The organism is Asanoa ferruginea (assembly GCF_003387075.1).
GTDB lineage: Bacteria > Actinomycetota > Actinomycetes > Mycobacteriales > Micromonosporaceae > Asanoa > Asanoa ferruginea.
On the sequence record NZ_QUMQ01000001.1, the window covers coordinates 8,793,880 to 8,808,115 of the forward strand.

Here is a 14,236-nt window from a genome sequence, read left to right on the forward strand (position 1 = left end):
GGAGGAGATTCGATGACCTCTGCGCGTCCTGCCCCCCACGCGCTTCGCCGGTTGGCCGGTGCCGCCGGTGCCATCCTGATCGGCGCCGGCCTGACCGCCGCGATCGCCGCCCCTGCCTCCGCCGAGGCCGGAGTCGGCTACGTGCGCCTCGCCCACCTGTCCCCCGACACCCCGCCGGTCGACGTCTACGTCGACGACCTGGGCGGAAAGACCAAGGGCATCAAGTTGGACGCCGTGCCCTACGGCGTCGTGTCCGACTACCTGTCCATGAAACCCGGCACCTACGCGGTGTCGATGCGCAAGGTGGGCGCCGACGCCAAGTCGCCGCCCGTGCTGACCGAAGAGGTCAAGGTGACCGAGGGCAGCGCCCACACGGTCGCCGGCACCGGCCGGTTCGCCGACCTCGGCCTGTCCGTCATCGACGACGACATCTCCGCGCCGCCGGCCGACCAGGCCAAGGTGCGGGTGCTCCAGGCGTCGGTCAAGGCCCCGGTGCTCGACATCAAGACCACCGGCGGCCAGGAGATCGGCGCCGGGCTCAAGTTCGCCACCACGAGCAACTACCGCGACGTCAAGCCGGGCAACTGGACGATCGACATGACGCCGCAGGGCGGCTCGGCCACCAAGGCGAGCTGCAAGCTGGCCGGCGGCACCACCTACTCGCTGTTCGTGCTCGACGGCAAGGACGGGCTGACCACCGATCTCAAGGTCGACGCCAAGGCCGGCGAGATCACCCCGGTCGGCGGCGTCGAGACCGGTGCCGGCGGCAGCACGAGTGGCACCAGCATCGCGCTGATCGCTGGCCTGAGCCTGGTCGTGCTGGCCGCGCTGGTCGGCGTCGGCGCGTTCGGCCTGCGCCGCAGGGCGCGCCGCACCTGGTAGGCAGGCGGGATTGAGCGCACGCGACGAGCGGCCGGCCTCAGCGGTGATCCGGCACCGCTGGGGCTGGCCGACGCGCCGGACCACGGTCGGCCTCACCGCGGCGGCCCTGGCGCTGTGCACGGCGGCCGGCACGACGCTCGGCTTCGCGGCCGGCAACGCGGCGGCGCCACAGACCGCACTGCGCTGGCACGTCGGCTGCCTCACCACCTGCGCCCGGCCGGTCGAGCTGACCGAGGTCGTCGACCCGCTCGCCGCCCTGCCGCCACCGTCCGAGGTGCGCATCCCGCGGGTCGACATCCGGTCCAGCCTGGTGGGTCTCGATCTCGACAGCGCCGGCGAGCTCGAGGCGCCGGCCGACTTCGCCAAGGCCGGCTGGTATGAGCAGGGCACCCTGCCCGGCGAGCCCGGCCCCGCGGTGATCGCCGGCCACGTCGACTCGCACAAGGGCCCGGCGGTCTTCTACCGGCTGCGCGAGCTGCGCCCCGGCGACACCGTCGAGGTGCGCCGCGGCGACGAGTGGCTACCGTTCCGGGTGGTCGCCACCGGCCACTACCCGAAGAACAAGTTCCCCACCTCGCGGGTCTACGGCGCCACACCCGGAGCCGAGCTGCGGCTGATCACCTGCGGCGGCGAGTTCGACCACAGCAAGCGCTCCTACCGCGACAACGTGGTGGTCTACGCGGTCGACGCGCGCCAGCTCTCGCTACCCGAGACGAAGGGCGACGGGCCGACGAGCTGGTAGTGACGCCGGCCCGACCGTGATCGTTGACCAGGCGTGCTGCCCGACCTGTCGCGCTTCGAGATGCACCGGGAGGCCGCCGACGTCGACCTCGACGGCACGCCGATGCCCGGCCTGCACGCGACGTTCCACCGCCGCCCGGCCGGGTCGCGCACCGAGTCCGTCGGCGTCTACCGCTACGCCGGCATCGAGATCTTCATGGCCTGGGGGTACGCGGACGAAGCGCACTGCCGGTTCACGGCGTACGCCGATGAGCATGGGTGGGGCGCACCGCGCCGGGGCTGCCCCTCCGTCGACGCGGTGCGCGACCTGTTGGCCACCCTGGGGCCGGTGCCCGATCCCCGCTGACGCCACGTGTGTCGGCTCGGAGACCGCGAATCCCCGATCGTGGCGCCGGCGTTCCCCGGCAGGGCACCGGTCCCGGGCCCGGGCTAGTCGACCGGCGCGGCGGCGGGTTCCGCGGCGGTCGGGCCCGCGTGGGCGGTGGCGAGCCGCCGCACGGTGACGAGCGAGAACAACGTCAGGGTGAGCGAAAGGACCAGGCCGGCCGCGTGCCAGCGGGGGTCCGGGATCGGCGCGAACCCGAGCACGGCCGCCGGCAGCTGGACGATCGCGACCAGCCCGAGCAGGGCGAGGCGGCGACCGGTCCACAGGTAGGCGGTCCACAGCGGCGCGGTCACGACGGCCAGGGTGAGCACGTCGAGCGCGGCGTGTGCGTAGGGGTTGGCGACGTTGGCGTGAGCGAATGCGGAGGCGGGTGCGGCGACCCACAGAGCCGCGGCGGTCACGGCGAGAACGGTGGCGAGACGTCGCATGGCCGTACCTCCTTGCAGTCGGGGCTTCACCATCTGTAATGAAGGTAAGGCCCGCCCGCAGGAGCGCGAAAGGCTCGACGGCGTGAATGAATCTCCACGAAAGGGTGTTCAGGCGTTCTGTTCAGCCAGTTCACGCGCCCGATCGCGGGCGGCTTCGAGGGCCGCGAGCAGGGCCGCGCGGACGCCGTGGTTCTCCAACTCGCGGATCGCCGAGATCGTCGTGCCGGCCGGCGACGTGACCGCTTCGCGGAGCTTGACCGGGTGCTCCCCGGAGTCGCGCAGCATCACCGCCGAGCCGATCGCGGTCTGCACGATCAGGTCGTGTGCCACCTGCCGGGGCAGGCCGAGCAGGATGCCGGCGTCGACCATCGCCTCGACCAGCAAATAAAAGTAGGCCGGGCCGGAGCCGGACAGGGCGGTCACCGCGTCCTGCTGCGACTCGGGCACCCGCAGCGTCACGCCGAGCGGCTTGAACATCTCTTCGGCGAGGCTCAGGTGGGCAGCGGTCGCGTGCGGGCCGGCGGAGATGGCCGTCATCGCCTCGTCGACCAGCGCCGGGGTGTTGGTCATCACCCTGACGATCGGCACGCCGTCTTGCAGTCGCTTGGCGAAGAAGCTGGTCGGCAGGCCGGCGCAGAGCGAGATGACCAGCTTGTCGCGGGGCACCTTGGGGCCGATGTCGGCCAGCAGGGTGGCGGCGTCCTGCGGCTTGACCGAGATCGCCAGCACGTCGGCCTCGGCGACCGCGGTGAGGTTGTCGACCACGCGTACGCCATAGCGCTGGCGCAGTTCTTCCGCTCGTTCCGGGCGGCGCGAGGTGGCGAGCAGCCGGTCGACGGGCCAGCCGGCGCGCAACAGGCCGGAGAGCATCAGCTCACCGATCTTGCCCGCGCCGATCACGGCGACCGTCTTGTCGTTCATGGCTGCCCGCCCCTCGTCTGTGGATCAGCTGCCGAAGAACACTTCCGCTTCGGTGTAGCGCTCCAGCGGAACCGTCTTGAGCTCCTTGGTCGCCTCGATCAGCGGCACCCGGACGACGTCGGTGCCCTGGAGGGCGACCATCTTGCCCCAGTCGCCGTCGTGCACCGCGTCGATCGCGTGCAGGCCCAGGCGGGTGGCGAGGACCCGGTCGAACGCGGTGGGCGTGCCGCCGCGCTGGATGTGACCGAGGACGACCGTGCGGGCCTCCTTGCCGGTCTTCGCCTCGAGCTGCTCGGCCAGCCACTGGCCGATGCCACCGAGCCGGACGTGGCCGAACGAGTCGAGCTCCTGGTTGTGCAGCACCATCTGGCCGTCGAGCGGCTGCGCGCCCTCGGCGACCACGACGATCGGCGCGTACTGGTGCTGGAAGCGCTTCTCGACGTAGCCCGCGACCTGCTCGACGTCGAAGTTGCGCTCCGGCAGCAGGATCACGTTGGCGCCACCGGCGAGGCCCGCGTGCAGGGCGATCCAGCCGGCGTGCCGGCCCATCACCTCGACGACGAGCGTGCGGTGGTGACTCTCCGCAGTGGTGTGCAGCCGGTCGATGGCCTCCATCGCGATGTTGACCGCGGTGTCGAAGCCGAAGGTGTAGTCGGTGGCGTTGAGGTCGTTGTCGATCGTCTTCGGCACGCCGACGACGTGCACGCCCAGCTCGCCGAGCTTGGTGGCGACACCGAGGGTGTCCTCGCCACCGATCGCGACCAGCGCGTCGACGTTCATCGCCTGCAGGTTGTTCTTGATCTGCTCGACGCCATTTTCGATCTTGAACGGGTTGGTGCGGGAGGAGCCGAGGATGGTGCCGCCGCGCGGCAGGATGCCGCGGACCTCGGGGATGCCCAGGGGCATGGTCAGGCCCTCCAGCGGACCGCGCCAACCGTCACGGAAACCCACGAAATCGTGGCCGTACGTGGAGACGCCCTTGCGGACGACCGCCCGGATCACCGCGTTCAGACCGGGACAGTCACCGCCGCCGGTAAGCACGCCGATTCGCATGATCTGCTCATCCTCCTGATTGCGATCCTTGCCCCAAAGGGGCGCACACATGGCCAGAAAGCCCCAGGATCGATCATCGGCGTCATTGCCGGCCCGGGGCGGGCCGCCAACTGCGCACTGTAGTCGCCGGGTGGAGGGCCGACCAGCGCGACCCACCCACCACCCGGTGAACTGTCAGGGTCCGGCGGGTGCCCGCATGGCGTTCCAGCGGGCCAGGTTGTGCCGGGCGTCGGCGAGCGCGTCGTGCTGGTCGGCGCCGGCCGGCGGCAAGGGCGGTTTGCCCAGATCGTCCCAGAGCTGCCGGAGTTCCTTGGTGAACCGCGGTATCGCCCGCGGCAGCGCCGGCATCGCGCCCCAGAGCTGGGCCAGCACCACATGGTCGTAGGCGGCGTACCAGGCCCAGAGCTCCAGCGTCTCGCCGGAGGTGGCCCGCAGCGGGGCGACGAGGAACTCGTAGAGGTCGTCGCGGATCCGCTCGCGCGAGCGCCAGGCCTGGTCGGAGGGGGACGGCAACTTGTCCAGCACGTTGCGGCGTACCCAGGGCACGGCCCGCGAGTCGTCGAACTCGGTGGACACGGCGTAGAACTCGCGGCCGTGCTCATCGACAACACCGATCGACACGAGGTCGACCGTAAGGCCGTCCTCGATGAACTCACAGTCGTAGAAGTAGCGGTAGGTCATCGGCATCCATCCTGGCCCATCCACCCGGAGATTCGTTACCGTGCCCGGTCATGACGTTTTCGATCGTGGCGCGGTCGGCCGACGGGCACTCCCACGGCATCGCTGTCGCCAGCAAGTTCCTCGCGGTCGGCGCGGCCGTACCCGCCGCCGAGGCCGAGATCGGCGCCGTGGCCACCCAGTCCTACGCCAACCTGGCCTACCGGCCGCAGGCGCTGGCGCTGCTGCGGACCGGGGTCGACGCGGCCGGCGTCGTCGCCGGGCTGACCGCCGCCGACGAGGGCCGCACGCAGCGGCAGGTCGGCGTGGTCGGTGCGACCGGCGCCGGCGCCACCTACACCGGGGCCGACTGCCACGACTGGGCCGGCGGTGTGGCCGGCGACGGCTTCGCCATCCAGGGCAACATCCTGGTCGGTCCCGAGGTGGTCGACGAGATGAAGGCGGCCTGGCTCGGCTCCGACCCGGCCGCGCCGCTGGCCCGGCGGCTGCTCGCGGCGCTGCGGGCCGGCGACGAGGCGGGCGGCGACAAGCGCGGCCGGCAGAGCGCGGCGCTGCTGGTGGTGGCCCGGGGCGAGGGCTACGGCGGCACCAGCGACGTGGTCGTCGACCTGCGGGTCGATGATCACGCGGAGCCGGTGCCGGAGCTGGCCCGGCTGCTGCACATGCACGAGTTGCTGTTCGGCAAGCCCGACCCGGCCACGCTGCTCGCCCTCGACGGCCCGCTGGCCGCGGAGGTGCGCGGCCGGTTGGTCGCCGCCGGCCACGAAGGCGCCACCCTCGACGACGCGCTGGCGAGCTGGGCCGGCGTCGAGAACCTCGAGGAACGCATCGTGCCTGGCAAGATCGACCCGCTGGTGCTCGCGCACCTGCGCAAGGCCGACTAGCTCGTCAGGGGCTCGCGGGCGGCTGTCAAGGTCGCCCGCGCGGCCTCGTCGGTGGGCACGGCGGCCAGGCGGCGGGCGGCCGCGTCGGCCCGGGTCGCCCAGTGGAAGCGGAGCAGCACCGGCAGCGCCGCGTCGATCTCGTCGCGCGGCACCGCGCCCGCGGCGGCGTAGCCCTCGACCAGTTCGGCGGTCGGCTCGTCGTGCGCGTGGGTGACCGCGGCGGCGAGGTCGGCGACCAGCGGCCCGGTCGCCGCCGGCCCCCAGCAGATCACCGCGGTGCGGCCCGTCGCCGGATCGAGACGGAACGCGGCGGCGCGCGGCCGACCGTGCAGCACCCCGTAGCTGAGCCGGTCGGTGACGGTCAGCCGGGTCAGCGCGGCGCAGGCGCTCGCGACGGCCGGGCGCAACCACGGCTCGGCGTCGAGATGCGGCGCGTCGGCGCGGACCCGGTGCCACGGTGCCAGGCCGGCGTGCGCGAAACCGTCCATTCCGGCGTGCAGCCGGGCCAGCGCGTCGCCCCACCACTGCTGGTCGATCGGGTCGCGCGGGACCAGCGGTCGGCCGGGAGGGCAACGGACCATGGCGTACGCCGCGCCATCGTGGTCGGCGACCAGCGCGCCGGACAGCGTGCGGACCGGCTCGCCGGCCGGCAGCCCGCGCTCGACGAGATGGCGCACGGCGGTGAGCCCGGCCTCGAGCCGCAGCCGCTTGCCGAGCGGCACCCGGGTCACCAGGTGGCACGCGCCGTCGATGGTGGCCACCCAGGTGGTCGCCGCGGTGCCGCCGAGCGAGACGGGATCGAGGCGGGACGGCACGTGCTGCCATCCACCGCGCAGGGCCGCGAGCGCGACCGAGTCGTCGTCTGCCACGGAGCGGAATTATCCGCCGCTGGTGGGTGCGCGTCCCGGAAATGAGCGAACGGTCGGAAGAGACACCCCCCAGTGATCTCTTCCGACCGGTCCGCCCCCACCCCCTGCCGGCCCGCCGTTCCCCCGTATTGGCCCCTACCAGCAGCGGGTCTGGCACTCAGCCTGCCCGAACGGACAACACGGGACTGTCACGGAAGCGATTTGAGGGGTGTACAGCACGCGACAGGAACGACATGATCTGATGTGTTGCCGGCTAATGGGTCGGTCAGTGGGATGTGTCCTAGGGAGGGGTCGGGTCGTGGAGGGTCGCCTGCCAGATCCTGGCGACGCTCTGACGGGGGTCGAGCTGTTCGCCGGGCTTGAGCCTGAAGTGCGGCAGCGGGTGATCGCGGCCGCCGTTCCCCGCACCTACCGCAAGGGTCAGTTGCTGTTCGTCGAAAACGACCCGGGCGAGTCGCTGATCATCCTGCGCCGGGGCGCTGTCGCGGTGTTCGTCACCGCGCCCACCGGCGAGCGGGCCGTGCTCTCCGTCGTCCGTCCACCCGGGACGCTCGGCGAGGTGTCGCTGTTGGACGCCTCGACCCGGTCGACCTCGGCCGAGGCCATCGAAGACTGCACCGCGCTCGCGCTGTCGCGTTCGGCGTTCATGGAGCTGGTGCACTCCAACCCGCGGATCCTCGACGCGGTGATGCGCTCGCTGGGCGCGCTGATCCGCCGCCTCACCGAGCAGAATGCCGACCACGTCTTCCTCGACCTGCCCGGTCGGGTGGCCAAGACGCTGGTCCGGCTGGCCGGCGAGAGCCAGGCGCCGATGATCACCATCGAGCTCAACCAGAGCCAGCTCGCCGAGATGGCCGGCGGCTCGCGGCAGAGCGTCAACCAGGCGATCGGCTCGTTCGCCAACCGCGGCTGGCTGCGCACCGAGGGCCGGCGGATCGTCGTGACCGACGTGGCCGCCCTGCGCCGGCGCGCCGGGATGCCCGACCGCTGAAACGCGCGAGGCCCCCGGCTTCCGCCAGGGGCCTCACGAAAAGCGGTCGAGTTAGGGCTCGGTGCTCGTGGGGCCGACCCAGCCCTGCGGCTTGGTGTCCTTCGGCGGCGCCGTCGGGCCCACCCACCCCTGTGCCTTCACGTCTTCCGGCGACGACGTCGGGCCGACCCAGCCCTGCGCCTTCACGTCTTCCGGCGACGACGTCGGGCCGACCCAGCCCTGGGCCTCGGCACCGTCACCCACGATCCCCTTGGCCTGTAGTTGCGCCAGGGTGGCGGCGTCGACGTCGACGCTCGCCCCCGCGGCGTGCTCGACACCGGAACCGTCGGTCCAGTCTTTCTCAAGCCGGACGAAAACCATCGCAGCACTCCTTCATGAGTCGATCTCGGCCGCGGCCGACTCTACCCACGGCCAGCCGTTATGGACTGTCCACTAGCCAACAGGACAGTTCCTGACAGTCGGCTGACTGGATAAGCTGCGAGCCCTTGACCGATGGGGATTCGCAAAGGGAGTGTCCGCCATCTCCGCTGCCTGCGCCCGGTGCGGCCGGACCCCCGCCGAGAACGACCGGTTCTGTGGCGGTTGTGGTGCGGAGCTGGCTCCACCCTGCCGTCAGTGCGGCCGGCCGATCGGCGCCGACGCCTCGTTCTGCACCAACTGCGGCACCGCCCGCGACGGCGGCCCGCGCGGCGAGGCGCGCACCGAGCAGCAGGAAGACCGGCGCCGGGTCAGCGTGCTGTTCGTCGACCTGATCGACTTCACGCCCTACGCCGAGCGCGCCGACCCGGAGCAGGTCCGGGCGATGCAGAACGGCTTCTTCTCGGCCGCGCGCCGGGTCGTCGGCCAATACGGCGGCGTGGTGGAGAAATACATCGGCGACGCGGTGATGGCGCTGTTCGGCGCCCCCGTCGCCACCGAGACCGACCCGCTGCGCTGCGTCCGCGCCGGCCTCGAGCTGCAACGGGTGTTGGCCCGCTTCGCACCCGACGGTGCCGACGCGGGCGGCATGCGCTTCCGGGTCGGCGTCGCGACCGGCGAGGCGCTGGTCGACGTGGCCGCGGCCCGCGACGGCGGGCAGGCGATCGTCGCCGGCGACGTGGTCAACACCGCGTCCCGGCTGCAGTCGGCCGCACCGCCCGGCGGCGTGCTGGTCTGCGGCAACACCTACGCGCTGACCAAAGACGCGGTCCGCTACCAGGACCAGCCCGCGGTCACCCTGCGCGGCCGCTCGACGCCGACCGAGGTCTGGCTGGCGGTCGCGCCGCGCCGCCGGCCACACGTCGACCGGGAGCCCGACTCCACCCCGCTGGTCGACCGCGAGCACGAGCTCGGCCTGCTGGTCAACGCGCTGCACCGGTCGCTGCGCGACAAGCTGCCACAGGTGGTCACCGTGTTCGGCCGGGCCGGCATCGGCAAGAGCCGGCTGGTCCGCGAGCTGCTCAAGCACGCCGAGCGGCTGATCGACGACCCGGTCACCTGGCGCACCGGGCGCTGCCCGCCGTTCGGGGAAAACGTCGCGTTCGCGGCGCTGGCCGACATCGTCAAGGCCGAGGCCGGCATCCTCGACACCGACCCGGCCGCGGCCGCCGCGCAGCGGCTCACCAAGACCGTCTCCGAGCTGGTCGGGCCGGGCGAGGCCGAGCGGCTGATCGACGCGCTGCGCCCGCTGGTCGGGCTGCCGGCCAACCGCCTCGCCGCCGAGGAGGCCGAGTCCGCCTGGCGACGGTTCCTGGTGGCGCTCGCCGCGCGCCGGCCGACCGTGCTGGTCTTCGAAGACCTGCACTGGGCCGACGAGAGCATGCTGCGGTTCGTCGAGCTGCTCGGCGCGTCCGCCCGCGACGTACCCCTGCTGATCCTCTGCACCGCACGTCCTGAACTCGCCGACCGCGACCCGGGCTGGGCGGGGTCGCTGGGCGGCTCGCTGACGATCACCCTGCCGCCGCTGCGGGCGACCGGCATCGCCACCCTCTACGCGCACATGTTCGGGCAGGCCGCGTTCTCCGCCGACATGCTCAGCCCGCTGGTCGAGCTCGCCGACGGCAACCCGCTCTACGCACACGAATACGTGCGGATGCTGATCGAGCAGGGCGCGCTGCGGCAGTCCGGCCGGGGCTGGTCGCTGGAGAAGCGGCTCGACCTGCCGATGCCCGACAGCGTGCACGCGGTCATCGCCAACCGCGTCGACCTGCTCGACCCCAAGGACCGCACGGTCCTGTTCGCCGCCTCGGTGGTCGGCATGGTGTTCTGGCCGGGCGCGGTCGCCGCGGCGCTGGGCCGCAACGTCGAGTCGGTCGAGCGGTCGCTGCGCCGGCTCGAGCAGCGCGACTTCGTCCACGAGCAGGCCGCGTCCACGATGGCCGGTCAGGCGGAGTTCCGGTTCGGCCACGTGCTGGTCCGCGACGTCTGCTACCAGCGGCTGCCGCGCACCGAGCGGGTGGCCCGGCACGAGCGCACCGCCGAGTGGCTCGACGCGCTGTCCCGCAGCCGCGACACCGACCTGGCCGAGGTGCTCGCCCACCACCGCTGGGCCGCTCACGAGATCGCCCGCACGCTCGGCGTCGACCCGAGCCCGTTCGCACCGCCGGCCCGCGAGGCGCTGCACCGGGCCGCCCGCCGGGCCTACGCCCTGCACGCCCTCGACGCGGCCGCCAACCACGTCGAACGCGCGCTCGTCCTGGCCGACCAGTCCGACCCGGTCAGCCGGCTGCAACTCGAGCTGCTGCGCACCGAGATCACGTTCTACCGCGACCGCACCGACTTCCTCACCGGTGGCGGCCCCGACCAGCTCGTCACGCTGGCCGACCGGCTCTACGCCCACGACGACGCGGCCAGCGCGGCCCGGGCCTGGACCCTGCTCGGCCAGGCCGCCTGGCTGCGCACCGACCGCCGGGCGGCCCTGTCCTGCCTGGACCGCGCGGTCGAGCTGTTCGACGGCGTTCCGGACAGCACCGAGAAGGCCGACGCCTACGCCGAGTTGGGCCGGCTGCACATGCTCAACTACGAGCGCGACCCGGCGATCGCCGCGGCCGGCGCGGCCGCCGACATCGCCGAGCGGCTGGGCAGCGTGGAGACCCGCACCAACGCCCGGATCACCGTCGCGATGTCGCTCTACCAGGCCGGCGACCGCGGCGCGCTGGCCGAGCTCTACGCGGTGACCGAGTTCTGCCGGACACACGGCCTGCTGGCACTCAACCGGGCGATCCAGAACCTGGCCTACGCGCTGAGCGAAGAGGGCGACTGGATCCGCTCCAAGGAGCTGCTCTCCGAGGCCGCCAGCGCCGTGCAGGGCGGCCACACGCTCAACACCGGCTACTCCGGCGAGGCGATGCGGGCCTACTTCGCCGGCGAGTTCGACAAGCTGCTGGCCGCCGCCGACGCGTTCGTCGACACCCCCGACGGGCGCTGGGACATCCAGGTCCGCGGCCTGCGGGCCTGCCTGCGGGTGCTGCGCGACCAGCCGGTGCTGACCGTCGGCGACAACGACGACGTGGGCGACGCGCTGGCGACCGCGCGCACCGGCGGGTTCTACCGGCCCCGCTGGACCACGCTCGGGCTGACCGCCCAGGTCCGCGCCCTCCAGGGCCGCACCGGCGAGGCCGGCGAACTGCTCGACGAGCTGGCCGAGTCATGGTCGGCGGTGCCGGCACTGGCCAGCGGCGAGTGGGTCTCGGCGGCGGCGTTCGGGGCGGCGCTGACCGGCCGGGCCGCGGCCGTGCGGGTGCGCGGCATGCTCGACCGGGTCAACCACCGCACCCCGTGGGCCGAGGCGGCGCTGCGGATCGTCAGCGCGGCATTGGCTGCGGCCGACGACGACGCCGGCCGGGCCGGCCAGCTCTACGCCGCGGCGGCCGGCATCTACGGTCAGATTCCCGACGTCACCGACCGGATGCTGGCCCTCGCGCTGGCCGCCCGCAGCTTCCTGGTCGCCGACGAGAGCGCGGCGGCTGAGGTGGCGCTGACCGAGGTGCGCGCGTTCGCCAACCGCAACCGGGCGCCCGGGCTGCTCCGGCTGACCGGGGCACCGACGCCCGAGGCGACCCTGGCGAGTTAGGCCGCAACCGGGCGCCCGGACTGCTCCGGCTGACCGGCGCCCCCACGCCGGAGGCGACGCTCGCGAGTTAGGCCGCTACTGCTGTCGGGGGCTCGGCCGGGGCCGGCACCCGGGCGGCGAGGTTCTTCGCCTTCTGCGCGTAGATGTCGACGTATTCGCGGCCGGAGAGCTCCATCAGCTCATACATGATCTCGTCGGTCACGGCCCGCTCGACGAACCGGTCACCGGACATGCCCGCGTAGCGGGAGAAGTCGATCGGCTCGCCGAACCGGATGCGTACCCGCTTGATCTTGGGAATGACCTTGCCCGGCGGCTGGATCTCGTCTGCGTTGAGCATCACAACCGGCACCACCGGGGCACCGCTGAGCAGTGCGAGCCGCGCCACACCGGTCTTGCCCCGGTAGAGGCGACCGTCGGGCGAACGGGTGCCCTCGGGATAGATGCCCGCCAGATTGCCGGCGCGCAGCACCCGGAGCTGGGTGTCGAGCGCGGCCTGCGCGGCCCGCCCGCCGGCCCGGTCGACCGGGATCGTGCCGGTGCCGACGAAGAACATCTTGACCAGCCAACCCTTGATCCCTTTGCCGGTGAAATACTCGGCTTTCGCCACGAAGGTGACTTTTCGCCGAACCATCAACGGCATGAAGATCGAGTCGGAGAACGACAGGTGGTTGCTGGCGATGATCGCGGCACCGGTCGCCGGCACGTTGTCACGACCCTCGACCACCGGGCGGAAAACCAGTCGCAGCCACGGGCCGAGGATCACGTACTTCAGCAGCCAGTACAGCAACCGATGTCCTTCCACCTCGACCTCGCCGACCTGACGCTACGACATTGAGCCTACGAAGCGCGTACGCCATGCCACAACGGACTACTGGAACCGGCGGCGCGCGTGTCACGATTGGCGGCACGCGCGTGGGCGATCCCCGCGCGCAGCGAGGAGGGGATGCGGTGTCTGCGGGTGGCGCCCGTCGTGGTCGGCGGGACAACGGTCTCGACGCGGCCGACTTCGCCGTTGCCGGCGACGTCGACCCGAGAATCGGTGAGCACCTCCTCGACGTGCTCGGCGCCGGCGGCATCGCCGCCTATCTCCAACCGTCGTCCGACCTCAACCCGGTGACCCGCACCACGACCATGCCGCCCCGGCCGGTCGACCGGCTCTACGTCGACAGCACCCACCTCGAGACCGCCCGTGGCTACCTGGCCAAGCTGGCGTCCGAGGAAGAACCCCCGCAACGGACAAACGGGCACGACCCCGACGTAGAGGCCGCCTGGGCCAAGATCATCGCCGGCTACGACAAGGAGCCCGAGCCCGCGGCGGCCCAGCCCTGGCCCGCCGCGGAGAACCTCCCCGACCCGACCGCAGGCACCCTGACCATCCAGGCCGACCCCACCCGGCCCGCCGACCTGCCGCCGTCGCCGACCCGCCGCCCGTCGGCCGCCGACTTCTCCGGCGTTTCGCTCAGCCCCCGCACCGACGACGGGCCGAGCCTGCTCGACGGCCTCGATACGTTCGGCAACGATCTGCCCGGCGAGGCCACCGACGACGAGGGCTACACCCCGCCTCCACCCCCGCCGCTCCCCCGCATCTCCAAATACGCGGTGGCCGGCCTGCTCGGCATCATCGGCGGCCTAGTGCTCTTCCTGTTCCCGGAGCTGATCCCGATCGACCGCGCCGTCGTCACGGTATTCGGCTTCCTTGCCATCCTGGCCGGCTTCATCACGTTGGTCTCCCGCCTCCGTCATGGTGGCGACGACGACTTCGACCCTGATGACGGGGCTCGGGTCTAACCCATCCGCACTATCGGTCCGGCTCCGCGTTTGCTGGCTTCGGCCGTCGTTGGTTGCGGTTTGGGTCCGGGGAGGGGGTCGTGCGCTGGAGCTACGGGCTGGGGGAGAGCGCTTTTACGCTCCAGCACACGACCCCCTCCCCGGACCTGACCCACTCACCGGCCGCGATCACGATCACGGTCCGGGGGACACAGTCCATTGGTCGGCCTCCGCTGTGGGACCTCCGCGGTGGCTGAGCCCGGTGGGCCAGCCGCGCATCGGCCCCCGCCGACGGCGCAAGCGCCGTCGAGCCAGTTACCAACCGCGCCGCACAACGGGCCGCATCGGCCCAGCCGACCTCGCGAGCCCCGCCAACCGCACCGCACGACGGGCCGCATCGGCCCCGGCCTGCCGCGCGAGCCCCGTCGACACAGCCGCCAACCGCACCGCAGCCCAGACCGCATCGGCCCAGCCGACCTCGCGAGCCCAGCCAACCGCGCCGCCAACCGCACAGCACGTGGGGCCGCATCGGCCCGGCCGGCCGCGCGAGCCCCGTCGACACAGCCGCCAACCGCACCGCAGCCCG

Annotated in this window: 14 protein-coding genes; 7 read left to right on the forward strand and 7 right to left on the reverse strand. The window is 72.5% G+C overall.

Going from position 1 to position 14,236, the window contains the following annotated elements; all coding sequences use genetic code 11:
* Positions 1-12: 12 nt before the first annotated feature.
* Genes DFJ67_RS40900 through DFJ67_RS40910 form a run of 3 tightly spaced genes read left to right on the forward strand, consistent with a single transcriptional unit; the run spans position 13 to position 1,969 of the window.
* On the forward strand, positions 13-882 hold the full coding sequence (locus DFJ67_RS40900; protein ID WP_116074954.1) for a DUF4397 domain-containing protein: 870 nt from the start codon (positions 13-15) through the stop codon (positions 880-882).
* A 10-nt stretch (positions 883-892) separates the two neighbouring features.
* Positions 893-1,624: a class F sortase gene (locus tag DFJ67_RS40905; protein ID WP_239097188.1), complete on the forward strand. Its 732-nt coding sequence runs from the start codon at positions 893-895 to the stop codon at positions 1,622-1,624.
* A 33-nt stretch (positions 1,625-1,657) separates the two neighbouring features.
* Complete coding sequence (locus DFJ67_RS40910; RefSeq protein WP_116074956.1) at positions 1,658-1,969, forward strand: hypothetical protein; 312 nt, start codon at positions 1,658-1,660, stop codon at positions 1,967-1,969.
* 83 nt (positions 1,970-2,052) lie between these two features.
* Here the strand turns inward: DFJ67_RS40910 and DFJ67_RS40915 are convergent, their stop codons facing one another.
* From DFJ67_RS40915 to DFJ67_RS40930, 4 genes are all read right to left on the reverse strand, one after another.
* Positions 2,053-2,436: a hypothetical protein gene (locus tag DFJ67_RS40915; RefSeq protein WP_116074958.1), complete on the reverse strand. Its 384-nt coding sequence runs from the start codon at positions 2,434-2,436 to the stop codon at positions 2,053-2,055.
* A 108-nt stretch (positions 2,437-2,544) separates the two neighbouring features.
* Complete coding sequence (gene proC / locus DFJ67_RS40920) at positions 2,545-3,357, reverse strand: pyrroline-5-carboxylate reductase (protein ID WP_116074960.1); 813 nt, start codon at positions 3,355-3,357, stop codon at positions 2,545-2,547.
* A 24-nt stretch (positions 3,358-3,381) separates the two neighbouring features.
* Positions 3,382-4,410, reverse strand: coding sequence for a 6-phosphofructokinase (locus tag DFJ67_RS40925; protein WP_116074963.1), 1,029 nt, complete (start codon positions 4,408-4,410; stop codon positions 3,382-3,384).
* Between the two features lie 174 nt (positions 4,411-4,584).
* Positions 4,585-5,091, reverse strand: a complete 507-nt coding sequence (locus tag DFJ67_RS40930) for a polyadenylate-specific 3'-exoribonuclease AS (RefSeq protein WP_116077248.1) — start codon at positions 5,089-5,091, stop codon at positions 4,585-4,587.
* A gap of 50 nt (positions 5,092-5,141) precedes the next feature.
* On the opposite strand from DFJ67_RS40930, the gene DFJ67_RS40935 reads away from it, so the two are divergent.
* Positions 5,142-5,972, forward strand: a complete 831-nt coding sequence (locus DFJ67_RS40935; RefSeq protein ID WP_116074964.1) for a DUF1028 domain-containing protein — start codon at positions 5,142-5,144, stop codon at positions 5,970-5,972.
* On the opposite strand, the gene DFJ67_RS40940 is transcribed toward DFJ67_RS40935, so the two are convergent.
* Positions 5,969-6,841, reverse strand: coding sequence for a phosphotransferase enzyme family protein (locus DFJ67_RS40940; RefSeq protein ID WP_116074966.1), 873 nt, complete (start codon positions 6,839-6,841; stop codon positions 5,969-5,971). The two genes, DFJ67_RS40935 and DFJ67_RS40940, sit on opposite strands and share 4 nt — an antisense overlap.
* 298 nt (positions 6,842-7,139) lie before the next feature.
* Here DFJ67_RS40940 and DFJ67_RS40945 point away from each other — a divergent pair, with 298 nt between their 5' ends.
* On the forward strand, positions 7,140-7,832 hold the full coding sequence (locus DFJ67_RS40945; protein WP_116074968.1) for a Crp/Fnr family transcriptional regulator: 693 nt from the start codon (positions 7,140-7,142) through the stop codon (positions 7,830-7,832).
* A 51-nt stretch (positions 7,833-7,883) separates the two neighbouring features.
* Here DFJ67_RS40945 and DFJ67_RS40950 read toward each other — a convergent pair whose 3' ends face one another.
* Positions 7,884-8,192 carry a hypothetical protein gene (locus DFJ67_RS40950; RefSeq protein WP_116074970.1) on the reverse strand — a complete coding sequence of 103 codons (309 nt, stop codon included), beginning with the start codon at positions 8,190-8,192 and terminating at the stop codon, positions 7,884-7,886.
* A gap of 151 nt (positions 8,193-8,343) precedes the next feature.
* Here DFJ67_RS40950 and DFJ67_RS40955 point away from each other — a divergent pair, with 151 nt between their 5' ends.
* Positions 8,344-11,883: an ATP-binding protein gene (locus DFJ67_RS40955; protein WP_239097187.1), complete on the forward strand. Its 3,540-nt coding sequence runs from the start codon at positions 8,344-8,346 to the stop codon at positions 11,881-11,883.
* A 67-nt stretch (positions 11,884-11,950) separates the two neighbouring features.
* On the opposite strand, the gene DFJ67_RS40960 is transcribed toward DFJ67_RS40955, so the two are convergent.
* Positions 11,951-12,670, reverse strand: a complete 720-nt coding sequence (locus DFJ67_RS40960) for a lysophospholipid acyltransferase family protein (RefSeq protein WP_116074972.1) — start codon at positions 12,668-12,670, stop codon at positions 11,951-11,953.
* A 161-nt stretch (positions 12,671-12,831) separates the two neighbouring features.
* Here DFJ67_RS40960 and DFJ67_RS40965 point away from each other — a divergent pair, with 161 nt between their 5' ends.
* Positions 12,832-13,671, forward strand: a complete 840-nt coding sequence (locus DFJ67_RS40965; protein WP_116074975.1) for a DUF308 domain-containing protein — start codon at positions 12,832-12,834, stop codon at positions 13,669-13,671.
* Positions 13,672-14,236 lie beyond the last annotated feature (565 nt).

Coding starts and splice junctions, on each gene's coding strand:
- DFJ67_RS40900 (WP_116074954.1), top strand. CDS start 13: ATGACCTCTGCGCGTCCTGCCCCCCACGCGCTTCGCCGGTTGGCCGGT.
- DFJ67_RS40915 (WP_116074958.1), bottom strand. CDS start 2,436: ATGCGACGTCTCGCCACCGTTCTCGCCGTGACCGCCGCGGCTCTGTGG.
- proC (WP_116074960.1), bottom strand. CDS start 3,357: ATGAACGACAAGACGGTCGCCGTGATCGGCGCGGGCAAGATCGGTGAG.
- DFJ67_RS40925 (WP_116074963.1), bottom strand. CDS start 4,410: ATGCGAATCGGCGTGCTTACCGGCGGCGGTGACTGTCCCGGTCTGAAC.
- DFJ67_RS40930 (WP_116077248.1), bottom strand. CDS start 5,091: ATGACCTACCGCTACTTCTACGACTGTGAGTTCATCGAGGACGGCCTT.
- DFJ67_RS40935 (WP_116074964.1), top strand. CDS start 5,142: ATGACGTTTTCGATCGTGGCGCGGTCGGCCGACGGGCACTCCCACGGC.
- DFJ67_RS40950 (WP_116074970.1), bottom strand. CDS start 8,192: ATGGTTTTCGTCCGGCTTGAGAAAGACTGGACCGACGGTTCCGGTGTC.